The sequence below is a fragment of the Kocuria sp. UCD-OTCP genome, from assembly GCF_000349605.1.
Taxonomy (GTDB): domain Bacteria; phylum Actinomycetota; class Actinomycetes; order Actinomycetales; family Micrococcaceae; genus Kocuria; species Kocuria rosea.
Genome location: NZ_AOSQ01000023.1, coordinates 24,587 through 49,939, shown reverse-complemented (window position 1 = coordinate 49,939; position 25,353 = coordinate 24,587). Strand labels below are relative to the sequence as shown.

General features: G+C 74.1%; 24 protein-coding genes. 7 read left to right on the top strand and 17 right to left on the bottom strand.

Going from position 1 to position 25,353, the window contains the following annotated elements; all coding sequences use genetic code 11:
• Together H488_RS0118420 and H488_RS28055 are read right to left on the bottom strand one after the other, a co-directional pair.
• The coding region (locus H488_RS0118420; protein ID WP_031283037.1) for a thiamine pyrophosphate-dependent enzyme at positions 1-387 on the bottom strand (387 nt) is incomplete at its 3' end.
• Positions 388-443: 56 nt separating this feature from the next.
• On the bottom strand, positions 444-1,607 hold the full coding sequence (locus tag H488_RS28055) for a histidinol-phosphate transaminase (protein ID WP_017833498.1): 1,164 nt from the start codon (positions 1,605-1,607) through the stop codon (positions 444-446).
• A 167-nt stretch (positions 1,608-1,774) separates the two neighbouring features.
• Between H488_RS28055 and purB the strand changes: the two genes are divergently transcribed.
• Positions 1,775-3,202, top strand: coding sequence for an adenylosuccinate lyase (gene purB, locus H488_RS28050; protein ID WP_017833497.1), 1,428 nt, complete (start codon positions 1,775-1,777; stop codon positions 3,200-3,202).
• Between the two features lie 104 nt (positions 3,203-3,306).
• On the opposite strand, the gene H488_RS28045 is transcribed toward purB, so the two are convergent.
• Positions 3,307-3,570, bottom strand: coding sequence for a hypothetical protein (locus H488_RS28045; RefSeq protein WP_017833496.1), 264 nt, complete (start codon positions 3,568-3,570; stop codon positions 3,307-3,309).
• Between the two features lie 324 nt (positions 3,571-3,894).
• On the opposite strand from H488_RS28045, the gene H488_RS28040 reads away from it, so the two are divergent.
• Positions 3,895-4,602, top strand: coding sequence for an AfsR/SARP family transcriptional regulator (locus H488_RS28040; RefSeq protein WP_017833495.1), 708 nt, complete (start codon positions 3,895-3,897; stop codon positions 4,600-4,602).
• 112 nt (positions 4,603-4,714) lie between these two features.
• On the opposite strand, the gene H488_RS28035 is transcribed toward H488_RS28040, so the two are convergent.
• From H488_RS28035 to H488_RS28005, 8 genes are all read right to left on the bottom strand, one after another.
• On the bottom strand, positions 4,715-8,782 hold the full coding sequence (locus H488_RS28035) for a Pls/PosA family non-ribosomal peptide synthetase (RefSeq protein ID WP_150110340.1): 4,068 nt from the start codon (positions 8,780-8,782) through the stop codon (positions 4,715-4,717).
• Between the two features lie 469 nt (positions 8,783-9,251).
• A complete protein-coding gene (locus H488_RS28030) occupies positions 9,252-10,922 on the bottom strand; it encodes an FAD-dependent oxidoreductase (protein ID WP_017833493.1) in 1,671 nt (556 codons plus the stop codon).
• Positions 10,923-10,944: 22 nt separating this feature from the next.
• A complete protein-coding gene (locus H488_RS36090; RefSeq protein WP_017833492.1) occupies positions 10,945-11,910 on the bottom strand; it encodes an FAD:protein FMN transferase in 966 nt (321 codons plus the stop codon).
• A 115-nt stretch (positions 11,911-12,025) separates the two neighbouring features.
• The gene (locus H488_RS28025) at positions 12,026-12,967 is read right to left on the bottom strand and encodes a glycerophosphodiester phosphodiesterase (RefSeq protein ID WP_017833491.1); all 942 of its coding nucleotides are present in this window, start codon (positions 12,965-12,967) and stop codon (positions 12,026-12,028) included.
• A 169-nt stretch (positions 12,968-13,136) separates the two neighbouring features.
• Positions 13,137-13,955, bottom strand: coding sequence for a hypothetical protein (locus H488_RS28020; protein ID WP_017833490.1), 819 nt, complete (start codon positions 13,953-13,955; stop codon positions 13,137-13,139).
• Between the two features lie 106 nt (positions 13,956-14,061).
• Positions 14,062-15,036, bottom strand: coding sequence for an acyl-CoA thioesterase (locus H488_RS28015; RefSeq protein WP_017833489.1), 975 nt, complete (start codon positions 15,034-15,036; stop codon positions 14,062-14,064).
• 63 nt (positions 15,037-15,099) lie between these two features.
• Complete coding sequence (locus H488_RS28010) at positions 15,100-16,923, bottom strand: pyruvate kinase (protein ID WP_017833488.1); 1,824 nt, start codon at positions 16,921-16,923, stop codon at positions 15,100-15,102.
• 153 nt (positions 16,924-17,076) lie between these two features.
• Positions 17,077-17,328 carry a hypothetical protein gene (locus H488_RS28005; protein ID WP_017833487.1) on the bottom strand — a complete coding sequence of 84 codons (252 nt, stop codon included), beginning with the start codon at positions 17,326-17,328 and terminating at the stop codon, positions 17,077-17,079.
• Between the two features lie 231 nt (positions 17,329-17,559).
• Here H488_RS28005 and H488_RS28000 point away from each other — a divergent pair, with 231 nt between their 5' ends.
• On the top strand, positions 17,560-18,174 hold the full coding sequence (locus tag H488_RS28000; protein ID WP_017833486.1) for a cyclodeaminase/cyclohydrolase family protein: 615 nt from the start codon (positions 17,560-17,562) through the stop codon (positions 18,172-18,174).
• 19 nt (positions 18,175-18,193) lie between these two features.
• Here H488_RS28000 and H488_RS27995 read toward each other — a convergent pair whose 3' ends face one another.
• Positions 18,194-19,723 carry a DHA2 family efflux MFS transporter permease subunit gene (locus H488_RS27995; RefSeq protein ID WP_017833485.1) on the bottom strand — a complete coding sequence of 510 codons (1,530 nt, stop codon included), beginning with the start codon at positions 19,721-19,723 and terminating at the stop codon, positions 18,194-18,196.
• Positions 19,724-19,815: 92 nt separating this feature from the next.
• Between H488_RS27995 and H488_RS27990 the strand changes: the two genes are divergently transcribed.
• Positions 19,816-20,586: a spermidine synthase gene (locus H488_RS27990; RefSeq protein WP_031283031.1), complete on the top strand. Its 771-nt coding sequence runs from the start codon at positions 19,816-19,818 to the stop codon at positions 20,584-20,586.
• Positions 20,587-20,685: 99 nt separating this feature from the next.
• Entirely contained in the window at positions 20,686-21,129 is a 444-nt protein-coding gene (locus H488_RS27985; RefSeq protein WP_031283030.1) for a DUF779 domain-containing protein, read from the top strand.
• Here H488_RS27985 and H488_RS27980 read toward each other — a convergent pair.
• The 4 genes from H488_RS27980 to H488_RS27965 are packed head-to-tail and all read right to left on the bottom strand — an operon-like array spanning position 21,104 to position 23,307.
• Positions 21,104-21,493: a hypothetical protein gene (locus tag H488_RS27980; RefSeq protein WP_017833482.1), complete on the bottom strand. Its 390-nt coding sequence runs from the start codon at positions 21,491-21,493 to the stop codon at positions 21,104-21,106. The genes H488_RS27985 and H488_RS27980 overlap by 26 nt on opposite strands.
• Positions 21,483-22,448 carry a cation diffusion facilitator family transporter gene (locus H488_RS27975; RefSeq protein ID WP_017833481.1) on the bottom strand — a complete coding sequence of 322 codons (966 nt, stop codon included), beginning with the start codon at positions 22,446-22,448 and terminating at the stop codon, positions 21,483-21,485. Before H488_RS27975 ends, H488_RS27980 begins: the two co-directional genes overlap by 11 nt.
• 41 nt (positions 22,449-22,489) lie before the next feature.
• On the bottom strand, positions 22,490-22,828 hold the full coding sequence (locus H488_RS27970) for an acylphosphatase (RefSeq protein ID WP_017833480.1): 339 nt from the start codon (positions 22,826-22,828) through the stop codon (positions 22,490-22,492).
• Positions 22,825-23,307: a pyridoxamine 5'-phosphate oxidase family protein gene (locus tag H488_RS27965; protein WP_017833479.1), complete on the bottom strand. Its 483-nt coding sequence runs from the start codon at positions 23,305-23,307 to the stop codon at positions 22,825-22,827. The genes H488_RS27970 and H488_RS27965 overlap by 4 nt, the downstream gene beginning before the upstream one ends.
• 142 nt (positions 23,308-23,449) lie before the next feature.
• Here H488_RS27965 and H488_RS36085 point away from each other — a divergent pair, with 142 nt between their 5' ends.
• On the top strand, positions 23,450-23,989 hold the full coding sequence (locus tag H488_RS36085; RefSeq protein ID WP_017833478.1) for a nuclear transport factor 2 family protein: 540 nt from the start codon (positions 23,450-23,452) through the stop codon (positions 23,987-23,989).
• Positions 23,986-24,450 carry a nuclear transport factor 2 family protein gene (locus tag H488_RS27955; RefSeq protein WP_017833477.1) on the top strand — a complete coding sequence of 155 codons (465 nt, stop codon included), beginning with the start codon at positions 23,986-23,988 and terminating at the stop codon, positions 24,448-24,450. The genes H488_RS36085 and H488_RS27955 overlap by 4 nt, the downstream gene beginning before the upstream one ends.
• A gap of 104 nt (positions 24,451-24,554) precedes the next feature.
• On the opposite strand, the gene H488_RS27950 is transcribed toward H488_RS27955, so the two are convergent.
• Positions 24,555-25,214 carry an SDR family oxidoreductase gene (locus H488_RS27950; RefSeq protein WP_017833476.1) on the bottom strand — a complete coding sequence of 220 codons (660 nt, stop codon included), beginning with the start codon at positions 25,212-25,214 and terminating at the stop codon, positions 24,555-24,557.
• Between the last annotated feature and the right edge of the window lie 139 nt (positions 25,215-25,353).

The window sequence follows — 25,353 nt, the reverse complement described above, 5'->3', positions numbered from 1 at the left end:
CGGAGGAGCAGCGCCAGCACGTAGCAGGCGATGGCCAGCACCACGATCGTGCTCCCGGTAGGTCGGGAACACGTGGTCGGCCGGGCGCAGCGCACGGGCGGAGCCCACCTGGGCTGCTTCCTGCCCGCGCATCGGCGCCCACAGCACCAGCTGCCCCTGCCGCTGGAGGTTGGTCGCCTCCTCGTCGAAGCGGCGGGCCAGCGCCATCGAGCGGTACAGCCCGCGCAGCTGCTCGGCGTCGACGTCGCGCACGTACGGGGACAGGACCGGGTCCTCGCTCAGCCGGCCGTCCCGGTCGAGGAGCCGCACCAGGCGCGTGCGCACCTCCGGCGTCGGCACGGTGCGGGCCGGCACGGGGGCGGCCGGGGACGATGGGGCGGCATCCATGGGCAGGACGTCCTTTCGGGTTGCTCGGGAGGGAGCCGGGCCGGCGCGGCCGAGGATCAGAGCACGGGCGGGTGGGGGAACTGCGCGCACAGCTCCAGGAACCGGGTGTTGGCCTCCGGCTCCCCGATGGTCACGCGCACGCCCTCGTCGCCGAAGCGGCGCACGGACAGGGCGTGGGCGTCGCACAGCTCGGCGAAGCCCCCGCTGTGCTCGCCCAGGTTCAGCCACACGAAGTTCGCCTGCGTCTGCGGGTACGGCCAGCCGAGCCCGTCGAGCCCGGCGAGGACCCGCTCCCGCTCGTCGACGACCCGCTGGACGCGCTCGGCCACCTGGTCGTAGTGGCGCACGGACGCGATCGCCGCGCGCTGGGCGAGGTCGGTCACGGAGAACGCGGGGGACGCCTGGCGCAGGTACTGGGTGATCTCCTGGCGGGCCACGGAGTAGCCGATCCGGAGCCCGGCCAGACCGTGGGCCTTGGAGAACGTCCGCAGCACGACGACGTTGGGGTGCCGGCGGTACAGGTCGACGCCGTCGACGAGGTCGTCGCGGCGCTGGAACTCCTGGTACGCCTCGTCGATCACCACGATCACGTCGCGCGGCACGGCGGCGAGGAACTCCTCGACCTGCGCGGTGGTGAGGCTGGGGCCCGTCGGATTGTTCGGCGTGCACAGCAGCACGACCTTCGTCCGGGCGGTGACCGCGGCGGCCATGGCCTCGAGGTCGTGGGAGCCGTCGCGGCGGTTCGGGACCGGGACGCCCAGCCCGCCGGAGAGCCCGATGCTGATCGGGTAGGCCTCGAAGGAGCGCCAGGCGTGCACCACCTCGTCCGGGGTGCCGTCCTCGCCGGCGCCCACGAAGGCGCCGAGCAGCTGGTTGAGCGCGCCGAGGCTGCCGGCGCCGGTGACGATGTCCTCGGCGGGAACGCCGAGGAACTCGCCGAGCACCTCCCGCAGCTCCGCGGAGGTCGTCTCGGGGTAGCGGTGCACCGCGTCCCAGCCGGCGAGGACCTCCTTGACGGCGGGCACGGGCCCGAACGGGTTCTCGTTGGAGGACAGCTTGTAGGACACGAGCCCGTCCACCACGACCGGGGGCTTGCCGGCCGCGTAGCGGGGAAGTCGGGACAGAGCCGGGCGCGGCCGGACCGCCGGGGTGGTGGCGGTGGCCGGGCCCGAGGCCGGGGCGGTGCCGGCCAGGGTGCGGGTAGCGTCGCTGGTACTCATGGAGGTCATGCTATCCCCGCACCCCCGGGGTTCCCCCGGTCGATGACGCCCCTCCGGACGACCCGCTGCTTTTCGGGGCGAAAGCTACAACCGGGTTCCGCGAAAGTTGGCGGCGGACGACAATTCGTCCGCCCGGGAGCGCGCGGGGGCCGTGGAAGAATGTGCCCATGCCCAACACCGATCGCATCCTGTCCTCAGGGCGCGCGGCGCTCGCCGCCGCCGTCCCGCCCGTCGCGCTGGGGCCCCTCGACGGCCGCTACCAGCCCGTGGTCGCGCCCCTGGTCGACCACCTCTCCGAGGCCGCCCTCAACCGCAACCGCGTGCATGTGGAGGTCGAGTGGTTCCTGCACCTCGCCGAGCGGTCGGTGCTGCCGGGGCTGGCGCCCCTGACCGAGGAGCAGATCGCCGGGCTGCGCCGGGTCGTCACGGACTTCGACACGGACTCGGTCGCGGAGCTCGCGGAGATCGAGGCCGTGACGGTCCACGACGTCAAGGCCGTGGAGTACTACATCGGCCGCCGGCTGCCCGCCCTGGGACTGGAGCACCTGGTCCCCCTCGTGCACTTCGGCTGCACCTCCGAGGACATCAACAACCTGGCGTGGGCCCTGGGGGTCAAGGACGCCACGACCGACGTGTGGCTGCCCGCGGCCCGGGCGCTCGTGGCCGACGTCGCGGCGCTGGCCGGGTCCGCGGCGGAGACCCCCATGCTCTCCCGCACCCACGGCCAGCCCGCCACGCCCACCACGCTGGGCAAGGAGATGGCGGTGGTCGCCCACCGCCTGGGCCGCCAGCTGTCCCGGATCGAGCGCACCGAGTACCTGGGGAAGATCAACGGCGCCACGGGCACCTACGCCGCCCACTACGCGTCCGTCCCGGACGCGGACTGGACGGAGGTCTCGCGCGAGTTCGTGGAGGGCCTGGGCCTGTCCTGGAACCCGCTGACCACCCAGATCGAGTCCCACGACTGGCAGGCCGAGCTCTACGCCGACCTCGCCCGGTTCAACCGGATCCTGCACAACTTCTGCACCGACGTGTGGTCCTACATCTCGATCGGCTACTTCCAGCAGATCCCGGTGGAGGGCGCCACCGGCTCCTCCACCATGCCGCACAAGGTCAACCCCATCCGCTTCGAGAACGCCGAGGCGAACCTCGAGCTCTCCAACGCCCTGCTGGACGCCCTCGGCGCCACGCTCGTGACGTCCCGGTGGCAGCGCGACCTCACCGACTCCTCGTCCCAGCGCAACATCGGCGTGGCCTTCGGGCACTCCCTGCTCGCGGTCTCCAACGTGAGCAAGGGCCTGGCCCGCCTCGACGTGGCGGAGGCGGTCCTGGCCGCCGATCTCGACGCGAACTGGGAGGTCCTCGCGGAGGCGGTCCAGATGGTCATGCGCGCCGAGGCGATCGCCGGCGTCGAGGGCATGGACAACCCCTACGAGCGCCTCAAGGACCTGACCCGCGGCCGCCGGGTGGACGCCGCCCGGCTCCAGGAGTTCGTGGCGGGCCTGGGCCTGTCCCCGGCCGCGGAGCAGCGGCTGTCCGGGCTGACCCCGGCCACCTACACGGGCATCGCGGCGGACCTCGTGCGCTTCCTGTGAGCCCGCGCCCCGCGTGACGACGGGGTGCCCGGGCACGGGGCGCCGGGACGCGCCCGGGCACCCCGTGCCGCGCGGATCGGCCCGTACGGATCAGTCCGTGCGGATCAGACGGACGGGAGGTCGTGCAGGTTGTTGCACACGGTGTCCTCCGGGGCGGCCCACAGCCGCTTCTCGCACCCGGCGGACACCACGCGGACCCGCAGCTGCCCCGACGACCCCGGGACGTAGTAGAGGTGGACCTCGCTCTCGATGTCCCGGATGATCCGGGTGGTCGACCGCGGGGACCACACCTCCGCGGGATTGCACAGGGCGACGATGTTCCCGAGGGGGTCCGTGCGGACGCCCGTGACGGGTCGCTGGTCGGTCATCGGTAGAACTCCTGAGCTCGTGCCCCGGCCGGCACCGCCGGTCCGGGGATCAGTCGTATACCACGGTGCGGTCCTGCGCACCACCCTCCACCGGGGTCGCGTGCCGGCCGCCTGGGTTTTCGTTTGCTTTTGACGCACTCCGGGCGTTCGCTTTTGACTCACGGGGCGTTGCCCGGGATCATCGGTGCCTGAACCCTCTCTCGCGGCGGACCTGGATCCTGGTCCGCGGGACCGGAGAGGACGGTGCTCGGACCACGGCCTTCGGGGGAAGGCAGGCTCCGGGCGCACCGGGGACAGTGATCATGACAGTGGGGGATCATGACAATGGATGGGAAACACTCGATCAGGCTGCGGCTTCTCGGCAACGTCGAGGTCGAGCTCGACGGCACCGTGCTGGCCCTGGGCCACCGGCAGCAGCGCCTGCTGGCCGCGCTCGCCGTCCTCGGTCCCAAGCCGCGCCGGTTCCTCGGCGAGCTGCTGTGGCCCGACCGGACCGCGGAGCGCGCGATGGGCAGCCTGCGCACCACCGTCTTCAACATCTCGCGCCAGGTGCCCGGAGCCGTCGGGGCCCGCGGCAACAACATCGCCCTGGCCGAAACGGTCACCGTGGACCTGCACGAGCTGCGCGCGTCCCTGGACCGGGCGGCCACCGCCACGGCGCCCGTGACGGAGGACCCCTGGTTCCTGTCCCCCGACGGCGCCCAGCTGCTGCCCGGCTGGTACGACGGCTGGGTGATGGCCGAGCAGGACCGGCTGCGGACCCTGTACGTCAACGCCGTGGAGCACCTCGCCCGGCTCTCCCTGGAGCACCGCGACTTCTACCGGGCCCACGTGCTCGCCGACAACGTCCGGGCCCTGGACCCGCTGCGGGAGAGCGCGGTCCGCGTGTCGATCGAGGCGGACCTGGGTCTCGGCAACAACGCCCCGGCCCTGCAGACGTTCCGCAGCTTCTGCAGCACGATGGCCGACGAGCTCGGAGCGCCGCCCTCCCCCCAGATCACCCAGCTGATGGGCCACATGCGCAGCGCCTGACGCGCTCCCGCCCGGGGCCGTCCCGGCCGGTGCGTGCCCGGCGGCGGGGCAACGGCGTCCCCGCGACCCGCTGCCGGGTCGCGGGGACGTCCACTGGGCGGTCATGGCCGGGTCATCGTCCCGAGGTCAGGGCGGCCGTGGCCGACCGCACCGGGATGCCGCGCCAGGCGGTGTGGGGCAGCAGCTGCTCGCCCTTCATCACCAGCGACAGGGCGTCCACCGAGGCACCCGCGCCGACCGTCGTGTCGTAGAGCACGATCGAGCGCGCACCGACGGAGGCCCCGGGCAGGATCTCCACGTGGGACATCTTCATCACGCGGTCCTCGAAGAGGTGCGTCTGCAGCGACACGTCCGTCGAGACGGCGGCGTCGTCGCCGATGTGGACGAGGTCGAACTCGGTCAGGTAGGTGGTGCCGATGTACGTCCGCCGGCCGATCTGCGCGCCGAACAGGCGCAGGACCGGGCCGATCAGGGGCGTGCCCACGAGACCGCCGATGAGGGCGGGGACCGCCGCGGACTCGTACACGCCGGTGACGAACTCGCTGCGCCGGACGAAGTTGTCCCACAGCGGCTCGACGCGCTGGCGGTACCGGCCCACGATCGCCCACTTCAGGACGACGACGGCGAGGACCACGGTCAGGCCGGTGGCCAGCGCGACGAGGGGCAGCACGGCCACGAAGCCGAGCAGCGTCAGCTCGGGCACCAGGGCGACCGAGGCGAGCAGGCCCAGGTAGCCGATCAGCCCGATCAGCGCCGGCGGGACCGTGATGCGCAGCGCCTCGATGACGAGGCGGGCCGCCACCTTGCCGCGCGAGGGCCGGAAGGTGAGGCTCTCGTCGTAGTTGCCGCTGTCCTGCCGGCGGGGCAGGAACATGGCGGGCGAGCCCAGCCAGGACGTGCCGTCCGGCACGTCGGCCGGGGGCACCGAGGCGACGCCCACCAGGGAGCCCTCGCCCATCCGGGTGCCCGAGGGCACGAACGCGGCGTTGCCCACGAACGAGCGGTCGCCCACCACGGTGCGCTCCATGTACAGGTGACCGTGGTGGTAGACGGCGCTGCCCACGCTGGCCATGTCCGCGACGAAGCTTCCCTCGCCGAGGGTGAGGAGGTCCGGGTCGATGTGGCCGACCGTGGAGACCTCGGAGCGGGGGCCGACCTTGGCGCCCAGGGCGCGCAGCCAGGGGACCGTGTACATCGTGGCGTACAGGGCGTTGGTGCTCTCCAGGCTGGTGGAGAGCAGCTGGTCCGCCATCCACTTGCGCACGCCGAGCCCGCTGCGCACGGGGTGGATGCCGGTGGGCGTGCGGCGCAGGACGATCTTCCGGCCGCCCGCGACCACGGCGCAGACCGTGAGCACGTAGACGACGCCGACCGCCGGGGTGAGGGCGAGCCCCACGGGGAGGCCGAACTCCAGGGCCGCGGCCCAGATCATCAGGAAGGACGGGAGCACCAGGACGAAGGGCATCAGCTCGAGGACCAGCCAGCCCAGGAGCAGGCCGGCCGCCAGCGGGGCGGGCCAGCGGCCGCTGGGCAGCGGGCGCCGCTCCATCCGCTCGAGCAGCTCGTCGTCCCCGTCACCGGGCCGGGCCGGGGAGCCCAGCCAGTGCTCGCCGGCGGGGATCGTCTGGTTGCGGGAGGCCAGGGACTGCTCGGCCAGGCGGGCACCGTCCTCGATCCGGGTGCCCGGCTGCAGGAGGGCGTTGGCCCCCACGAACGCGTCGTCGCCGATGTGCACCGGCGCGATGGTCACCCACCCCTCCTCGACCTGGGCGGTCTGCACGGAGGAGTTGTAGCCGATGCTGGCGCGGGCGCCGACGGTGACGAGCGAGGGCAGGCCGATGGCGGCGGTGCCCACGTGGGCGTCCGGACCGATCCTGGCGCCCAGCAGGCGCAGGTAGACGGCGGCCATCGGGGTGCCGGTGAGGAGATTGAGCGGCGAGAGCCGGGTCAGTCCGTCGATGCACCAGAGCAGGTAGTACTGCCGGCCCCACAGGGCGTGGTGCCCCGGTCTGACGAAGCGTCCCAGCACGCGGGAGCCGAGGAACGGCAGGAGGACGCGGGCGAGCACGGAGACCAGGACGCCCACCAGGAGCATGTCCCACATCAGGGCGTAGCTGAACTGCCCGCCGTAGGAGTACAGGACCGCGGCGAGCGGGGAGCCGACGAGCATGGCCGCCAGGACCATCGTCGTCACCTGCGCGAGGCCGCACAGCGCCACGCGGCCGCTGGTGTGGTGCAGCGGCGCGGGGCGGTCGTCCGGGGCGGCCGCGGCGGGGACGTACGCCGGGGCGGCGTCCAGGTGGCGCGCCAGGTCCCGGACGGTCGGGTAGGTGTAGATGTCCGCGATGGAGATGTCCTGGTCCGGGTGCGCGCGGCGCAGCTCGGACGTGGCCGTCGCGGCGAGCAGCGAGTGCCCGCCGAGCTCCATGAAGAAGTCCGCCTCCACGGAGAGCTGGTCCTCGGGGATGCGGAAGACCTTGGACCACACCTCCGTGATCCCCCACTCGGCGTCCGTCGCCGGCGGGACCAGCCCCATCGTGGTGACGAAGCGGGGCGTGCTGGGGTCCGGCAGGTTCTTCCGGTCCACCTTGCCGCTGACCATCATCGGCATCGCGGGCAGGATCTCGTAGAAGGACGGCACCATGTACGGCGGCAGCGCCGCGACCACGGAGTCGTGGAGCAGCTCGAAGAGGGCGCGCTCGTCGCGCACCGGAGCGCGCAGGGTGAGGAACGCCGCGACGTCGTCGCCGCCGGAGGTGAGCCTCACGGCGGCGTCCGCCACCGCGTCCTCCCGGCGCAGCACGTTCTCGATCTCCTGCAGGTCCGCGCGGTGACCGCGGATCTTCACCTCGCTGTCGGCGCGGCCGAGGTACTCGATCTCGCCGTCGGGCATGAACCGGCCCAGGTCGCCGGTGCGGTAGATCCGTCCGGCCCGGGGTCCGTCCGGGTGGGGGCGGAAGCGCTCCTCTGTGACGTGCGGCAGGTTGACGTAGCCGCGGGCCACGCCGGGGCCGGCGATGCAGATCTCGCCGGGCTCGCCGTCGGCGACCTCGTTCATCTCCTCGTCGAGGATCCGCACCTCGTAGGTGGGCAGGGGCTTGCCGATGGTCACGGGCCGCCCGGGGGCGAGCTCGCCCCACGTGGCGGTCACGGTGCCCTCGGTGGGGCCGTAGGTGTTGAGCATCCGGCGCTCGGGGGTGGACCACCGCTCCACGAGGTCGGCGGGGCAGGCCTCGCCGCCCACCAGGATGCTGCGGATGCGGGGCAGGTCGTGCTCGAGGGTGGCCAGGACGGTCGGCACGCAGTAGAGCACGGAGATCTCCATGCGCTGCAGGAACTCGGCGAGCCCCTGTCCCAGGCGGGCGTCGTCGGTGGGGCCGGCCACCAGGGAGGCGCCCACGGCCCAGGTCGGCCAGATCTCCTCGATGGAGAAGTCGAACGCGATGGTCATGCCCTGGTAGACGCGGTCCTCGGAGCGGACGTCGTAGACCTCGGGCACGATCTCGATGAAGTTGCAGATGCTCGAGTGCGCGACCTCGACGCCCTTGGGGCGGCCGGTCGAGCCCGAGGTGTAGATGATGTAGCACGTGGGGTCGCCCTCGTGGCGGACGACCGGGCGGTGCGCGGGCGCCTCCCCGAGCCGCTCGCCGATCCGGCCGACGTCGACGACGTCGGCGGGCGCGTCCTCGACCAGGGCCACGAACTCGGCGGAGGTCAGCATGAGGGACAGGTCGGAGTCCTCGGCGATGAACTGCACGCGGTCCGCGGGCAGGTTCGGGTCGATCGGGACGAAGGTGGCGCCCGTCTTGAGGATCGCCAGGAGGGACGCGTAGAGCATCGTGGAGCGCTGGAGCAGGATCCCGACGCGGTCGCCCGCGCTCAGGCCGTAGCCGGTGATCAGGTGGGCCAGGCGGTTGGCGAGCTCGTCGAGCTCCGCGTAGGTGTAGGCCCGGCCGTCGGCGTGCAGCGCCTGGGCGTCGGGGGTCAGGTCGCAGCTGCGCTCGAAGAAGTGGTGCAGCCGGGTGGGCTTGGTCTCCGTGCTCCGGACGCCCCGGGTCGAGGGCTCCGTCCACGGAGCTGCTCCGGCGGGGCCTCCCTTCGCGGCGGCCTCGTCCCACAGCACTCGCTCTGCCGCCGCAGCCTCCTCGCGGCGGTGAGAGCGATGTGGCACTGAGGTCATGTCCAACTCCTTTCGATGCACGTAACACCGGTGTTACCGGCACGTCCGTTCTACGGAGCGGGGTGTTATGGCCTCCTCACGGATCCGTCACGGCAGCGTTATTCCTCCGTTATCGATGCGTTCGTCGGTGGAGCTGCCAGGGGCGATGCCGACCGCGCGATCGGTTTCCAGTGGTAAAGATCACAGCCCGCATCTCGCTCTGCGAGACGTTTTCGACTGCAATCGTGCGGTTCCCGGGCCGGGGATCGACGGTCGGGGACGCTCCCCCGGCGCGCGCCGCGGGCCGGGAGGTGGGTGGCCGGTCGCCCGTCCCGGCCACAGCTCCGGGGACAGGAGAATTCCCCCTGTTACCTTTCGTGAACGAGCGTCGGGCCGTCCTGGCACGCACGAGGCCCCCGCACGGGAACAGGACCGTCTCGTCCCTGTTCCCGTGCGGGGGCCTCGTGCTGCGCCGCGCCCCGGGTGCCGCTCAGCCGGCCGGGGAGCCCCGGTCCTCGTCGTCGCCGGAGGGCGTCGCCGCGGCGCCGTCGGGCCGGGCCGCCCAGGTGAGGTAGCCGCCGTCGAGGTTGACGACGTCCCGTCCGTGCTGCGCCAGGACCCGGGCCGCGAGGTAGCCGCGCAGGCCGGCCTGGCAGTGCACCACGAGCTCGCCCTCCGGCAGCTCGTCGAGGCGGTCCCGCAGCTGGTCCAGCTCGATGTTGATCCCGCCGGGGATCGGCATCGCCGTGTGCTCACCCGGGGTGCGGACGTCCAGCAGGGTGGCGCCGGAGGCGAGGCGGTCGTCGAGCTCGTGCCACTGGACGGTCTCGACGAGCCCGTCCCGGTGGTTGCGGTCGATGTAGCCGAGCATGTTCACGGGGTCCTTGGCGGAGCCGTAGAGCGGGGAGTAGGCCAGCTCGAGCTCGGCGAGGTCGGCGGCCGCGATGCCGCCGGTGATGGCCGTGGCGAGGACGTCGATGCGCTTGTCCACGCCCGCCCCGCCCACGCCCTGGGCGCCGAGGATCGCGTCGTCCTCCGGGTCCACGAGCAGCTTGAGGGTCATCCCCTCCGCCCCGGGGTAGTAGCCGGCGTGGTTCGCGGGGTGCGTGTGGATCGCCCGGTAGGACCGGCCCGCGGCGCGCAGCCGCTTCTCGTTCCAGCCCGTGGCCGCGGCCGTGAGGCCGAAGACGCCGACCACGGAGGTGCCCAGCACCGGCCGGTCGGAGACGTCCATGCCGGCGATCACGTCGGCGACGAGCCGGCCCTGGAGATTGGCCGTGTTGGCCAGCGCGACGAGCGTGGCGGACCCGTCGAGGGCGTCGCGCTTCTCCACGGCGTCCCCCACGGCGTAGACGTCCGGGTCGGAGGTGCGGAGGTGCTCGTCGACGACGATGCCGCCGCGCGCCCCGACCTCCAGCCCCGCGGCCCGGGCCAGCGTGCTGTCGGGGCGGACGCCGACCGCGGCGAGGACCACGTCGGCCGGCAGCTCGGTGCCGTCGTCGAGCGTCACGGTGCGCTCCCCCACCTCGGTGACCGTGGTCCCCAGCCGCAGGTCGAGCCCGCGCTCGCGCATCAGGGTGTGCACGGGCTCGACCATCTCCGGGTCGAGCGGGGCCATGACCTGGGGGGCGGCCTCGACGAGGGAGACCTGCAGGCCGCGGTGGACGAGCTGCTCGGCGACCTCGAGGCCGACGTAGCCGCCGCCGACGACCACGGCGGAGCGGGCGCCCTCGACCGCGGCCACGACCGCGTCGGTGTCCTCGATGTCGCGCAGGACCAGGGCGCGCTCGATGCCGGGCACGGGCGGGCGGACGGGGACGGCCCCCGGGGAGAGGACGAGGACGTCGTAGCCCCGCTCCTCCTCCCGGCCGGAGGCGAGGTCCCGGACGCGCAGCACGTGCCGGTCCCGGTCGACGCCGACGACCTCGTGCCCCACCCGGACGTCGAGGCCGAACCGGGCGCCCAGGGACTGCGGGGTCTGCAGCAGCAGCGCGGAGCGCTCCTCGATGACGCCGCCCACGTGGTAGGGCAGGCCGCAGTTGGCGAAGGACACGTGGCCGCTGCGCTCGTACACCGTGATCTCGGCGTCCTCCAGCAGGCGGCGCAGACGGGTGGCCGCGGACATTCCGCCGGCGACGCCGCCCACGATGACGATTCTCATGCGGTCATGCTACCGGCGCCGCTCAGGCCGCCGCGCGGCCCGCCCGCTCCGGCCAGCCCGGTGTCCTGAGGCGGCGCCGGAGGGTGCTGCCGGGCCGGGAACCGGTGAACTCGCCGTCGGCCGCGCACGCCGCGACCCAGCCGGGCGCGTCCCGTCCCAGCACGTGCGCCGCGCGGGCGTAGGCCTGGGCCTCCACCGCGCTCTGCGCGGCGACCACGACCCGGTCCCACGGGCTCGCCGCGACTGCGCCGGTCACCGGGTTGACCAGGACGCTCCCGGGGCTCTCCACCACCGCGAGGCCCCGCCGGCCGCGCTCGACGAGGGCCGCCCGCACCCCGGGCTCCACACCGGCCCGGGGGTCGGCGGTCCGGGGGTCGGCGCTCCGTGCCGCCGGGGCGGCGCCCACGAGGGCGGCGGCCGCGGCGGTCGGCCCGCCCACGGCGCACGCCGTGCCGACCTCGGCGACCAGCGCAACGCCGGGGTGCGTCTCCGTGAAGACCCGGACGATGCGGTCCGCCGCCCACGCGTCCGCGACCGGCGCGAGGTCCAGGACCGTGCCGCGGCCCATGCGCAGCCGTCGGGTGGCCACGTCCAGGTCGAGGCGTCCGATCCCGGGCGCCGGGTGCGGCTCGAGCCCGTCCAGGTTTTCGAACTGTTTTTGCAGTCCGCGGNGGTTCCGCCGGGAAAAGTCGTTCGAAAAGGCCGCCCCGCCGGTGGTGGGATCGGTGAGCCCGCTCGTGAGGCGGGCGGAGAGCAGGGCGGCCGCGACGATCCCGGCGAGCACGGGCCCGAGGACGACGTCGACGTCCTCGTGCTCGGCGAACCGGTTCAGCAGGGACAACTCCGAGTCGATGCGCTCGGGCGCGACGGCGCGGGCGGTCTCGCGGCGCACGTGCTCGGCGAGCCGGACGGCCTCGGCCTGGAGGTCCGGGGCGGGGGCGCGCACGGCGCCGGCGTCCGGGGCGCGGGGCGGGATCGGGGTGGGCATGACCGTCTCCTGGTGGTGGGGGGAGAGGCGGGCGACGACGGCGTGCGGGGGGACACGGACAGCTGCTGTCGAGCATACGCGCGCCGGGCCCGGCCGGCGGTGACGTGACCCCCCGTTACCCGACCGCCGTGCTCGCGCACCGGGACCGGCCCGTGACGGCCGCCGGGCCGCCGGCCGGGACGCCGAGCGGGGCCCCGGAGGGCGCCCGCACCCAGCGCAGCACGTCGGCCGGGCGGTTCGTGGTGAGCTGCTGGACGCCGAGCGCGCAGCACAGGTCCACGTCCCGTGCGGTGTCGACCGTCCAGACCCGCAGCACGCGCCCCTCCGCCCGCCACTGCCGCACGAGGTCGGGGCGGGCCCGGACGAGGTCCAGCCCCGGGCCCACCAGGTCCACGAGGCCCGCCGAGATCACGGGCAGCGCCGGCGGCACCACGAACCGCATCCCGGCGTGGAGCACCGCCGCGGCCGTGCGGCCGACGCGCAGGCTGTCCCCGACCGTGCGGCGGGTGGTCGTCCCGACCAGCTGGCACACGTGCCGGGCGGGCACCGTCTCCAGGAAGTGCCGGACGGCGTCGGGGTGGAAGCTCATCAGCGAGACCGTGACGTCGTCCAGCCGCCCGGTCTCGGGGTCCCAGCCCTCCCGCATCAGCAGACCGAGGACCTCCTCCTCGAGCCGGTGGCCGAACGGGCTGGGGTGCTTCGTCTCCACGGCCAGGCCCACGGGCCGGCCCGCGCCCCGCAGCAGGTCCAGCAGCTCGGGCAGGGTGAGCAGCTGACGGCCCGGCGCCCCGTGGCCCGGCGGGATGCGCACGCCCTTCCAGGAGGTCCAGTCGAGGCGGCGCAGCTCGGCGAGCGTGCGGGCGGAGACGGGGCCCCGGCCGTCGCTCGTGCGGCCCAGCTGGGCGTCGTGGTGCAGGACGAGGTGGCCGTCGCGGCTGAGGTGGACGTCGCACTCCACCCCGTCGGCGCCGTCCAGCAGCGCCTGCACGTAGGCGGCCCGGGTGTGCTCGGGGAGGTCCGCGCTGGACCCCCGGTGCGCGTAGACGATCGGCCGCACGGCGCTCCCTCGGCTGTCGGTCGGGGCGCGGTGCGCCCCGCTCGTGCACCAGGCTAGGCAGACGCGGTGAACGCGGGGCCACGCCCCGGCGGACCTGTCGTGAACGACGACGACGCCCCGCCGGGCGCGGGGCGTCGTCGAGCGGCAGCGCGGGAGCGCGGCGCAGGGTCTAGTGCTCGCCGGTGATCTCGCCGCGGGCCGCGGCGGCCGTGTCGGCCTTCCGGCCCCGCCTGCCCTTCCGGGACGTGCCGTCGTCGAACCGGGGGGCCCGCTCCTCGGGCCCGAGCTCGGCCGGGAACGTGGTGGGCAGCGGCCCGAACGCCTCGTGCGTCGCGGCGATGACCTGCTTGGACATGGCCAGGTTCGCTCCCCCGCCGACGATCGCGCCCACGCCGAACGGCAGGGCGCGGCCGAACACGGCGCCGGTCTGCTTGAGCAGGAAGCGCTTGACGAACATGTTGCGGATGATCCTGCTGACGTCGAAGGTCTTCGAGTCGTCCTTGCCCATCATCAGGCCCCAGGAGGACATCATGCCGCGGCCCTTGGTGCCGCTGGCCAGGATCTGGTTCATGACCTGGCGGCCGTCCTCGCCGAGCATCAGGGCCATGACCATGGTGCGGGTCTTCTCCGGGTCCTCCGTGTGCACCCCGTGCAGCTCGGCGATCGCCTGGGCGTACAGGGCGGTGGCCTCGAGGTAGCCGACCACCGCGAAGGAGGACAGGCCGAGCGACGCGACGGTGCCGATGCCGGGGACCACCGCGGTGGCGCCGACGGCCCCGCCGCCCATGGTCACGGACCGGACGTAGATCTTCTCGAGCCGCCTGGCGATCTGCTCGGGCGTCTCGTCGGGGTGGTCGGCGCGCTCCTTCTTCACGAAGCCCAGGACCACGGGCCGCTGCACGCGCAGCACGGTGTCGAGGAGCTTGTTCATGGCGGGCTTGGGCTTGCCCTCGTCGTCGAACGCGTTGTTCAGGGGATTCAGGTCCATGGCGTGCTCTCCTTGTGGGGTGCCGGGACGGTGGGTCTCGGCCCACTATATGCACAGCAGGCTGATCGGGTCCCGGGATTCGCCGACGGCTGAGGAGGGGGTGCGGTCAGCTCCCGGGCAGCCGGGAGACGGACGGGTCGACCTGCTGGAAGGAGTCCGGGAACTCGGCGCGCAGCCGGACCAGCTCCCGGGCGAAGGCGTCCAGGTCCCGGTCCTCCTGGCTGACCGGCTGCCACTGCCGGGCCGGCAGGGCGTGGCCCTGGTCGTCGAGGGCGACCATGACCATGAGGCAGTTGGTGGTCAGGGCGAGCTCGCCGGTCGCAGGGTCCCCCGACCAGCAGTTCACGGAGATGTGCAGGCCGCGGGCCGCGGTGTGGATGAGCCGCGCCCGGACCTCCACGAGGTGGCCGATGTGCATGGGCCGGTAGAACCGGACGCCCCCGGCGTAGACGGCGATGACCGGCCGGCCCGCCCACCGGGCCCCGCACACGTACGCGGCCTCGTCGATCCAGCGCATGGCCGTGCCCCCGTGCACCTTCCCGCCCCAATTGATGTCCGTGGGCGCGGCGAGGAAGCGCAGCACGGTCTCCTCGGCGGTGCCCTCGTCCGTGTACCGCTGCTCCGCCATCAGCTCCTCGATGCTGTTGCGCAGCTCGATCCGCCGCTGCGTGACGGCCGACTGCTGGCGCTCGTGCTCCGTCTCGGGCGCCCACTGCGGGACGGGGGTGGGGCGGCCGTCCCCGTCCACGGCCACCATGATGATCAGGCACGTGTCCTTGAGGGTCACCCCGTGCTCGCGGGGGTCCGCGGAGGCGACCTCCACCCGGATGTGCATCGAGGACCGTCCGGTGTGCACGATCTTCGCGGAGACCTCCACCATGTCCCCCACGCACACCGGGCGGTCGAAGTGGATGTTGCCCACGTACGCCGTCACGCAGTAGGCCCGGGACCAGCCCACGGCGCACGCGTAGGCGGCCTTGTCGATCCACTCGAGGACGCGCCCGCCGTCCACGGTGCCGGTGCGCCCGGCGTCGGTCGGGGCGGCGAGGAAGCGGAGAACGGCGGTGTCGCGTGCGGCCATGCCCCCAGTGTGGCACGGGTCACCGCGCGGTCCGCCCCGCGGCTCACCCGACCGCTCGCCCGCTCACTCGACGACGGGCGCCCACGCGTTGAGCCGGCGGAGCATGTCCGACTTCTTGCGGGTGTGCCCCTCCATCCGCACGAGGATGTCGTCGAGGGCCTCGATCGCGTCCACCACGAACGGTCCCTTGTTGAGCATCACGCACTCGGCGCGCTGGCCCATCGCCGCGTCCGTGACCTCGGCCCGGGAGGGCAGGCCCTTCTTGGCGAGGGACTCCAGGACCTGGGTGGCCCAGACCACGGGCACGTGCCCGGCCTCGCACAGCCACAGGATCTCCTCCTGCACCTCGGCCATCCGCTCGAACCCGGCCTCGACCGCGAGGTCCCCGCGCGCGATCATGACGCCCACGTCCTGCCACCGCATGGCCTCCAGCAGCATCGCGGGCAGGGACTCGAAGCCGCCCACGGTCTCGATCTTGAGGGTGACGTCCAGGGCGGTGTTGCCGATCCGCTCGAGCTCCCGCAGCAGGTCGGTCACGTCCTCCCGCGAGCGCACGAAGGACATGTTGACGATGTCGGCGTGCTCGGCCACGAACGGCAGGTGCGTGCGGTCCTCGTCGGTGAGCGAGGAGATGCGCAGGTCCGTCTCGGGCAGGTTGATGCCCTTCCCCGCTTTGAGCTTGGTGCCGTCGGGGCCCGCCTGCAGCACCTCCAGCACGATCTCGTCGGGCCCCACGGAGGTGATCCGGCAGCGGATCCTCCCGTCGTCGATCCAGGCCGGCTGCCCCTCCCGGGCGTCCGTGAACACCTCGGGCAGGGAGCAGCCGATCCGGAACGGGCTCTCGGACCGGACCGGGGCGGGTGCGAGGTCCCGGGTCAGCACCACGGTGTCCCCCGCGCGCACGCGCAGGGACTGCTCGACGGCGGGCAGCTCGCCGAGCACGCCCTCCGTGCCGTCCTCGGCCCGCACGGCCAGGCCCGTGGCGAAGTACACGGTCTTGGCGCACTCGACGAGCACGCCGGGCCCGGTGGCCTCGATCACCCGCAGGGTCCGTCCGGAGCCGCGCGCGTCCTTGAGCCGCAGCCGCTCCCCCGGGGTGCGGGCCGCGGTCCAGGCTGCGCCGGCCACGGGGACGGCCGGGGCGTCGTCGTCGACCGCCGGGTCCGCCTCGCCCAGCCAGAGGCGGGCCGGGGCGGTCACCCGGCCGCCGCTGTCCCGGGTGGGCTTGATCTTCTCGACCTGCGGACCGGGCTCGATCGGCCCGGTGCGCAGCTTGGGCCCCGCGAGGTCCATGGCCACGCGGACCTCGCGGCCGAGCGCCTGCCCGGCCGCCCGGACGTGCCCGATCATGGCCGCCCACTGCTCGGGGCCGTCGTGCGCGCAGTTGATCCGGGCCACGTCCATCCCGGCGCGGACCATGTCCTGGACGAGCCGGGGGTCCGCGGCGGCCTCCGAGGGGAAGGTGACCATGATCCGGGTGCTGCGCCCCTCCCGGCCCGGGCCGAGCAGGGCCGCGGTGTTGCGGCGCAGCACCTCCGCACCGGGCTCGCCGGGCTCGTCGGGGCCGGGCGCCCCGACGTCCTCCTCCGGTCGGCCGGCGAGCACGCGGAGGGTCTCCAGCACGGCGCCGAGGTGGCTCATGACCCCGGCCTCCATCCGCCCCAGGGAGGACACGCCCAGGCCGCTGAGGTCCCGCTGCAGGTCCCGCACGTCCTGGCTGCGCACGGCCACGTAGTCCACGAGGTTGAGCGCGGACCCGCGGTGGCGGGGGTTCACGCGCTCGAGCTGCGGCACGGCCGCCCGGCGGGCCCGGAGCACCACGTCGACGAGCGCCGCGACCCGGTCGTGCAGCCGCGCGGCGCACTCCTGCCGGGCGGTCGCCGCCATGCCGTGCTCCCTCCCGCGGTCCCGGCCGGGAGCTGCCCCGCCGCGACCGCCGTCGACCTGCTGACTCCCCATGATCCTCCTCGTCCGCCCGGCTGTCAGCGCCGACCGTACCCGCCCCGGGCGAACAGCGGCTGAACACGAGGCGACGGGGCCTCAGGCGGGGCGGGCGAACGGGGAGCGGCGCAGGCGGTAGCCGTGGACGGGGATCAGCCGGCGGGAGCCGGTGCCGGCCTCCAGGATCCAGAGCAGCCGCAGGTGGGGCGCGCACTGGCCCACCGTGCCGACGTGGCGGAGGTGGTCCTGCTCCCACACCTCGATCCGGTCGCCGGGGCGGATCCGCGCGGGGTCCTGGACCCAGGTGTCATCGGTGGTCGCGTCGACGGTCGTCGCTCGGAGGGTCGTCATGGCGGCACGTCCTCTCGGGGGTCGGGGTCCGGGGTGGGGGCCCTCGGACACCTCCAGGATCGTCCGCGGATGTGGCCGGCACGTTTCCGTGCGATGGACGGGCCGTGCATTCGTCCCGCGGTGGCTGTGAGACTCACCACGGGGACCGGCGGAGGGCTAGGCTCGTGCGGACGCCACCGCCTGCGCGCGCCCCGCGGCGGGCGGCAGGTCCCGCCACCGGAAGGAGCCGCTGTGATCAGCTCGGAGAACGTCAGGGCCTACGTGGAGCGCATGGCCTCGGACGAGCCCGCCCCCGGCGGCGGCGCCGCGGGCGCCCTGCAGGCGGCGCTGGGCGCGGCCCTGATCGCGATGTCCGCACGCTACTCCACGGCGTCCGAGCACACGGACCGTGCCCGGCGCGCGGCCGACCGGGCCGAGGAGCTGATCCCGCGCGCGCTGGGCCTGGCGGACGCCGACGCCGAGGCCTTCGGCGCGCTCTCGGCCGCCTACACCCTGCCGAAGGACACCGCCGAGGAGAAGGCGGAGCGCTCGCGGGCGGTCCAGGAGGCCACGGCCGGCGCCGCGCGTCCCCCGCGGGAGCTGATCGGCGTGGGCACCGAGGTGGTCGGGCTCGCGCGCGAGCTGACCGGCTGGTGCAACCCCAACGTCCTCAGCGACGTGGCGGCGGCCTCCGAGGCGGCCCGGGCCGCGGTGGCCACGGCCATGGTGACGCTCGAGATCAACGTCCGCGCCCTCAAGGACGCCGCGACCCGGGAGGAGCTGCGTGCGGGGCTGGCCGAGGGCGAGTGGGCCGTCGAGGACGCCGCGGAGCTCACGCGGCTGATCCGCGAGCGCGTCCGGGGCTGAGGACCGGGCCCGCGGGGCCTCAGTCCTCCGCGCCCGCGGCGCTCTCCGTGCCCGCCGTGCCCGCGGGGCGGCGCACCCCGAAGGAGCCGACGACGGCGAGCAGCGAGATGATCCCGCCGCACAGGAAGGCGCTCCGCACGCCCGCCTCGGTGGCCTCCGGAGCCGAGGCCCCGGCGGCCGCCGCGCCGGCGGCGGAGAGGGTCAGCACGGTGACGAACAGGGCCGTGCCCGCCGCGCCCGCCACCTGCTGCAGGGTGCCGACCATGGCGGAGCCGTGCGAGTACAGCCGTGTCGGCAGGGCGCCCAGGCCCGCGGTGAACAGCGGGGTGAACATCAGGGCCAGACCCGTGCTGAGCACCACGTGGGCGAGCAGCACCATCGGGACGGGCGTGGCCCCCGTGGTGGAGGCGAGGTACCACAGGGACGCGCTCAGCAGGATCGAGCCCGGCACGAGCAGCACGGTGGGGCCCGATCGGTCGTAGACCCGCCCCACGAAGGGTGCCAGCAGTCCCATGACGAGCCCGCCGGGCAGCAGCAGCAGGCCCGTGCCCAGGGGGTCGAGGCCGTGCACGGTCTGCAGGTAGATGGGCAGGACGATCAGCGTGCCGAAGAGGGCCATCATGCTGACGGCGAGCACCGCCGTGGACATCGTGAACACCCGGGACCGGAAGGTGCGCAGGTCCAGCAGGGCGCGGTCCGCGCGCTGCAGCCGCGTCTGGCGCCGCACGAACACGGCCAGCGCTGCCACGCCCAGCACGAGCGGCACCCACGCCGGGAGCGCGGCGTCCCCGCCCTCGCCGAGCGTGCTCAAGCCGTAGACGAGGCCGCCGAAGCCCAGGGCCGAGAGCACCACCGAGACCACGTCCAGCGGCGCCGGACGGGGCTCGGTGACGTTCTGCATCCGCCACGCGCCGAGCAGCAGGGAGCCCACCGCGATCGGCAGCACCAGGATGAACATCCACCGCCACTCGAGCACGCTGAGGATGACGCCCGAGATGGTGGGCCCCACGGCCGGGGCCACCGAGATGACGATCGAGATGTTGCCCATGACCCGCCCGCGCCCGGCCGGGGGCACCAGGGTCAGCACCGTGGTCATCAGCAGCGGCATCATGATGGCCGTGCCGCCGGCCTGCACCACCCGCCCCGCGAGCAGCGTCCCGAACCCGGGCGCGGCCGCGCAGACGAGGGTGCCGAGGCTGAACAGCGTCATGGCGGTCAGGAACACGGGCCGGGTGTGCAGGCGCTGGAGCAGGAACCCCGTCACCGGGATGACCACGGCCATGGTCAGCATGTAGGCGGTGGTGAGCCACTGGCCGGCGACCGCCGTGACCGAGAGGTCGGCCATGAGGCGGGGCAGCGCCACGCCCATGATCGTCTCGTTGAGGATCACCACGAACGTGGAGACCAGCAGCAGCCCGATGACCAGGCGGTTGCGGGCGGAGTGGTCGGTGTCCGCGACGACGGCCGGGGGGCCGGTGTCCGGGAGCCCGGTGGCGGGCGCGGGGGCGGGGACGGGAGGGGTCTCGGACACGGGGACGTCGGGTGCCATGGGCGGGGGATCCTTCGGGACGCAGCAGTGATTCACCGGTAGAGCCGTCCCGGCCCCCGCTTCATTCCCGTCCGGGAAGTGACAATGGGCTCATGCGCAGATACCTCAAGGACGCCGGCGTGCACGCCGAGATCACCCCGGACGGCTTCACCGAGGGCGGGTTCGTGCTCTCCATCGGCGGGGCCGAGCAGTCCCACGTGGACCTCGCCCGCCCCGGGGAGATCTTCTACGAGTACCTGCGGCGGATCGGCGGCGTCGTCGACGTGGTGGCGGCGCCGGGTGCGCCGGTCACCGCGGTCCACCTGGGCGCCGGGGCCCTGACGCTCGCCCGGTACGTGGCCGCGACCCGGCCCGGCTCCGCGCAGGTGGCCGTGGAGCTGGAGCGGGAGCTGCCCGCGTTCGTGCTCGAGGCGCTGCCCCTGCCCGTGGGGGCGGACGTGCGCGTCGTGATCGACGACGCCCGGGCGGCCTTGCCGGACGTCGTCGCCCCCGGGACCGCGGACCTCGTGGTCCTCGACGTCTTCTCGGGCCGGGACGCCCCCGCCCACCTCACGGAGCCGTCCTTCTACGCCGAGGCCGCCGGGCTGCTGGCGCCCGGCGGGGTGCTGGTCGTCAACGTGGGCGACGACCCCGGGCTGGCGTTCTTCGCCGGGCAGGCGCGGGCGATGCGGGAGGCGCTGGCCGACGTGTGGTGCCTGGCCGAGGAGCGGCTGCTCACGGGGCGCTACCCGGGCAACCTGGTCCTCGTGGGCGGGCGCCGAGCCTTGCCCCGGGAGTGGGCGGACGCCTTCGCCGCCGCCGGACCGCACCCGGCGGGTGTGCTGGACGGCCTCGGCCTGGAGGAACTGCTCCACCGCCTGTAGCGTGGATCACACCGCCGAGCCGAGGAGCGTGCTGTGAGCACCGCCGAGAACACCGCAGAGAGCACCGCCACGAATGCCACCGCGAATGCCACCGCGAACATCCCCGGGAACACCGCCGGGGACACCGCCGGGGACACCGCCGTCCTGGAGTCCGTCCCCGCCGTCGAGGGCGAGACGTTCTCCCGGGTGGCCCTGACGCCGGCCGCCGTGGAGCTGCTCGGGACGCTGCGGGGGATCCACGGGCGGCTGATGTTCCACCAGTCCGGCGGGTGCTGCGACGGCTCCGCGCCCATGTGCTACCCGGCCGGGGACTTCCTCACCGGCCCGGCGGACGTGCTGCTGGGCGTGTTCACGCTGCCCGGTGACCCGGCCACGGCCGAGCTCGAGTTCTGGATGTCCCGCGAGCAGTTCGAGTACTGGAAGCACACCCTCCTCACGGTGGACGTGGTGGAGGGCCGCGGCTCCGGGTTCTCGGTGGAGGCGCCGGAGGGCAAGCGCTTCCTGATCCGCTCGGTGCTCATGCAGGATCCGGCCGGCTCCTGAGCCGGCCCTGCTCGTCGAAGGACGGGCCCCGGTCGTGGACCGGGAAGGTGGTGAAGGCCGGGACCTCGTAGGGGTGGGCCCCGGCCATCGCCCGCAGCACGCGCTCGCGCTCGGCGGCCGGATACAGCGTCTCGATGCGGACCTCGTCGACCTCCTGGGGCCGGCCGACCTCCCCGATCACGGGGTGCGCCCCCGGCAGCGGCGTGAACCGCCCGGTGCCGCGGCTCACGAACGCGGTGTGGGAGTAGTTCCCGGCCCGTCCCGCCCCGGCCTCGCCCAGGGCCTGCAGGACCTGCTCGGCGTGGGTGGCGGGGACGAAGACGACCAGGCAGTGCTGCTCGCCGCTCGGGGGCTCAGTGCTCATGGGGGGCGCAGACCTCCGGTTCGTCGTGGTCGGCGGGCTCCAGCTGGATCGTGGAGTGCTGGACGGACACGGGGAAGTGCTCGGCCACGCACTGCTGGATCCGGCCCAGCGCCTCCGCGGAGCCGCCGGAGTAGAAGTACTCCTCCTCGAGCACCACGTGGGCGGTGAGCACGGGCAGGTCCGAGGAGATCCGGGTCGCGTGCAGGTCGTGGACCTCCACCACGTGCGGGAGCTCGAGGATGTGCCCGCGGACCTCGTCCATGTCGAGCCCGGGGGGCACGCTCTCCATGAGCACGGACAGGGACTCCACGAGCAGCCGGACGGTGCGGGGCACGATGAGCGCCCCGATGAGCAGCGCCACCACGGCGTCCGCCTGCACCCAGCCGGTGAGGGTGATGACCACTGCCGCGACGATCACGGCGACCGAGCCCAGTGCGTCGTTGAGCACCTCGAGCATCGCCGCGCGCAGGTTCAGGTTCGAGCGCCGGCCCCCGAAGAGCACGGCCATCGCCACGAGGTTGCCGGCCAGGCCCAGGGCGCCGAAGACCAGCATCTCGGCCGAGGCCACCGGGTGCGGCTCGAGGAACCGGCGCACGCCCTCCACGAGCACGAACAGCCCCACGGCCAGCAGCACCCCGGCCTGCAGGGCCGCGGCCACGATCTCCGCGCGCCGCCAGCCCCACGTGCGCCGGGCGCTGGGCGGGCGCAGGGTCAGCTGCGCGGCGATCAGCGCGAGCAGCAGCCCGCCCGCGTCCGTGAGCACGTGGGCGGTGTCGATGAGGAGCGCCAGGGAGCCCGTCCACAGGGCGCCGACCAGCTGGACGACGAACAGCGCCGCGGTGATCCCGAGGGCGGTGGCGATCCGCCACCGGTCGGTCCCGGGGCCGGCGTGCGAGTGCCCGGGCCCGTGGTCGTGCTCCGCGCGTCCGCGGTCCCCGGCGTGGTCGTGAGCCATGCCCCCATCGTAGAACGCGGGCGGGGGCGCGGCGTCGCGGCTCAGCCGGTGACGAACCCGCGGAACTCCCCGGTGGCGGGGCCGTAGTGGGAGTCCACCTTCATCACGGCGCCGGGGGTGCCGCCGCCGTTGAGGGCCTTGAGCAGGTCCCGCACGGCGTGCCGGGGGCCCTCGGCGATCACCCCCACGGTGCCGTCCGCGTTGTTCACCGCCGAGCCGTGCAGGCCCAGCCGCTCCGCGTGGCGCGCGGTCCACCAGCGGAACCCGACGCCCTGCACGGAGCCGTGCACCACGGCGGTCAGGCGCAGGACCTCCTCGAGGTCCAGCCGTTCGGGGTCCCGCCCGGCGGTGGCTCCCTGGTGGATCGGGGGCAGGCTCACAGGTCCACCACCGTGGACTGGCCGGGGTCGATCTGCTCCCCGGTGGCGCGGGCCCTGGCCCAGCGCAGCGCGGTGGCGACCGTCCCGGGGCTGCGCCAGTGCTCGGCGGTCTCCGTGCGCACGCGCAGCACCACGAGCCCGGGGGTGGCGGGCCCGTCCGGGTAGTACGCCTTCAGCGCGTCGGACCACAGCCCCTCGAGCACCTGCCGGTCCTCGACCACCTCGGCGGCGCCGGAGATCGAGACCCATTCGTGGTCCCCCACGAACGCGACGTTGACGGCGTCGTTGGCCGCCACGTCCCGGACCGAGGAGGTGTCCCGGCTGGTGAAGAAGTTGAGGTCCTCCCCCGGGGCCACGTCGACCACGGTCATCGGGCGGCTGACGAGCTTGCCGGTGGCCTCGCGGGTGCTGAGCATGCCGACGCGGGTGCGGTTCACGAACTCGACGATGTGCTGGATGTCATCCTGGTGGGTGCTCATGTGGTCAGATTAGGGAACGACCGGGCCTCGTGGCACGGCCGGGCCCGGGAATTCATCATGGGCGGAACCGCTTGTCGTGCGCCGGCGCGCCGGAACGGGCCGGCCGGCCCCACGAGAAGGACGAGAGGACGAGAGCAGGACCATGGACGACACACAGGTCTCGGAGCAGACCGCGGAGAGCACGACGGCGAGCACCACCGGGGCGATCAGCGCCCAGGACCGGATCGAGATCGCCGAGATCCTGAGCTTCTCCTCGCACCTGCTGGACAACCGCCAGTGGGACATGTTCGGGGAGGTGTTCGTGCCGGGAGTCCGCCTCAGCGCACCGCAGGGGGAGTTCGACGGTCCGGCGGGCGTGCGGCGCTTCGTCGAGTCCGTCGATCTCGCCCGCTTCCCCGCCACGCACACGCTGAACTCGATCGTGGAGGCCGTGGACGAGGACACCGCCGTGTGCTGGTCCAGGATGCTGCTGCTGACGTGGGACCGGAGGGTGGCCTGCGGCGACTACATCGACACGTTCCGCCGCACCGCCGACGGGTGGCGGATCGAGCGGCGCACCGTGGCGCCCCGCAACGACTCCGCCTCCGCGGCGCTCGCCGAGGGCGGCTACGCGCCGGCCCCGTACGCCTACGCGATGTTCGACGACGCCGTGCTCGCGGCCGCCGACCGGGCCCGCCGGTGAGCCCCGCACCGGGCGCGGGGTGGGACCGGGTGCCCGCCGCCGACGCGCTCGAGATCGGCACCGTCCTGAGCCGGTGCGCCCGGGTGGTGGACGCCCGCGCCTGGCCGGACCTGGACCGGGTGTTCACCGGGGACGCCGTCGTCGTCTCCCCGGGCGGGACCGCGCGCGGGCCCGCGGAGATCGTCGAGCGGACCCTGGCCGAGACCCGGGACCCCCACCTGGTCACCGACACGGTGCTGCGCCGGTTCACCCCGGACCGGGTGCGGGCCTGGAGCAAGTGGCTGGTGGTGTGCGCCGACGGGACCGCGCTGGGCGGGGACCAGCTGGACCTGTTCGTGCGCACCCCGGACGGCTGGCGGATCGCCGAGCGCCGCATCGCCGCCCTGGACGCGCCCGGACCCGGCACGACCGCGCCCGGCGCGACCGCACGCGTCCTGGGGACGGCCGACTTCCTGGCCTAGGAACCCTGCGCCGTTCCTGGTCAGGGGCCCTGCGGCGAGGGGCGGCCGCCGCGCCCGGGGTCCCGGTGCGCGGCGGCCGCCCCTCGTGCGGTGCGCTCAGGCGGTCACGGCTGCACCTCGAGCGCCTCGGTGATGAGCGTGTGGCCGTCGGAGAACTCGATGGTCTTCCCGATGGTCGAGGGGTCGTCCAGCACGGCCGCGACCACGAGCGCCACGTTGGCCCGCGAGGTCCGGTGCTCGCCGTCCCGCTCGCCCGCGGACACGTCGATCCTGCCGGTCGCCTCGTCCTCGGTGAGGGCGCCGGGGCCCACGATCGTCCAGTCGAGCGAGGAGGCGCGCAGGTGGTCGTCGGCGTCGGCCTTGGCCTGGGCGTAGGCGTGGAAGGGGTCGTCCTCGGGGACGCCGTGGTCCTGGCCGGCGCCGAAGTAGGAGACCATGACGAAGCGCTTGGCGCCGGCCATCACGGCCGCGTCCATCGCGCGGATCGCCGCGTCCCGGTCCACGGCGTAGGTGCGCTCGGGGCTGCCGCCGCCGGCGCCGGCGCTCCACACGACGGCGTCCTGGCCCTCGAGCAGGTCCGCGAGCTGGGCGACCGACAGCTGCTCCACGTCGGCCACCACGGGGGACGCGCCGGTGTTCTCGACGTCGTCCGTGTGGTCGGGGTTGCGGAAGATGCTCGTGACGTCGTTGCCGCCGGTCTTGAGCAGCTGGGCGAGAACGAGGGCGACCTTGCCGTGGCCGCCGATGATGGCTGTGCGGGACATGGATGTGCTCCTTGGGGTGGTGAGGGGACGTGGTGTTCTCCCCCGACGCTAGCCCCCTCCCGGCCGCAGGTACACGGCTCACGCGGAGGGCGAAACCGGGAATGCGCCCGGCCCCGGCGTCCGGCGCCGGCGTCCGGCG

What these genes read in the sequence shown, in the direction of transcription:
- H488_RS28055 (WP_017833498.1), bottom strand. Translation starts at nt 1,607, where the DNA reads ATGAGTACCAGCGACGCTACCCGCACCCTGGCCGGCACCGCCCCGGCC.
- purB (WP_017833497.1), top strand. Translation starts at nt 1,775, where the DNA reads ATGCCCAACACCGATCGCATCCTGTCCTCAGGGCGCGCGGCGCTCGCC.
- H488_RS28045 (WP_017833496.1), bottom strand. Translation starts at nt 3,570, where the DNA reads ATGACCGACCAGCGACCCGTCACGGGCGTCCGCACGGACCCCCTCGGG.
- H488_RS28040 (WP_017833495.1), top strand. Translation starts at nt 3,895, where the DNA reads ATGGATGGGAAACACTCGATCAGGCTGCGGCTTCTCGGCAACGTCGAG.
- H488_RS28035 (WP_150110340.1), bottom strand. Translation starts at nt 8,782, where the DNA reads ATGACCTCAGTGCCACATCGCTCTCACCGCCGCGAGGAGGCTGCGGCG.
- H488_RS28030 (WP_017833493.1), bottom strand. Translation starts at nt 10,922, where the DNA reads ATGAGAATCGTCATCGTGGGCGGCGTCGCCGGCGGAATGTCCGCGGCC.
- H488_RS28020 (WP_017833490.1), bottom strand. Translation starts at nt 13,955, where the DNA reads ATGGACCTGAATCCCCTGAACAACGCGTTCGACGACGAGGGCAAGCCC.
- H488_RS28015 (WP_017833489.1), bottom strand. Translation starts at nt 15,036, where the DNA reads ATGGCCGCACGCGACACCGCCGTTCTCCGCTTCCTCGCCGCCCCGACC.
- H488_RS28010 (WP_017833488.1), bottom strand. Translation starts at nt 16,923, where the DNA reads ATGGCGGCGACCGCCCGGCAGGAGTGCGCCGCGCGGCTGCACGACCGG.
- H488_RS28005 (WP_017833487.1), bottom strand. Translation starts at nt 17,328, where the DNA reads ATGACGACCCTCCGAGCGACGACCGTCGACGCGACCACCGATGACACC.
- H488_RS27995 (WP_017833485.1), bottom strand. Translation starts at nt 19,723, where the DNA reads ATGGCACCCGACGTCCCCGTGTCCGAGACCCCTCCCGTCCCCGCCCCC.
- H488_RS27990 (WP_031283031.1), top strand. Translation starts at nt 19,816, where the DNA reads ATGCGCAGATACCTCAAGGACGCCGGCGTGCACGCCGAGATCACCCCG.
- H488_RS27980 (WP_017833482.1), bottom strand. Translation starts at nt 21,493, where the DNA reads ATGAGCACTGAGCCCCCGAGCGGCGAGCAGCACTGCCTGGTCGTCTTC.
- H488_RS27975 (WP_017833481.1), bottom strand. Translation starts at nt 22,448, where the DNA reads ATGGCTCACGACCACGCCGGGGACCGCGGACGCGCGGAGCACGACCAC.
- H488_RS27965 (WP_017833479.1), bottom strand. Translation starts at nt 23,307, where the DNA reads ATGAGCACCCACCAGGATGACATCCAGCACATCGTCGAGTTCGTGAAC.
- H488_RS36085 (WP_017833478.1), top strand. Translation starts at nt 23,450, where the DNA reads ATGGACGACACACAGGTCTCGGAGCAGACCGCGGAGAGCACGACGGCG.
- H488_RS27950 (WP_017833476.1), bottom strand. Translation starts at nt 25,214, where the DNA reads ATGTCCCGCACAGCCATCATCGGCGGCCACGGCAAGGTCGCCCTCGTT.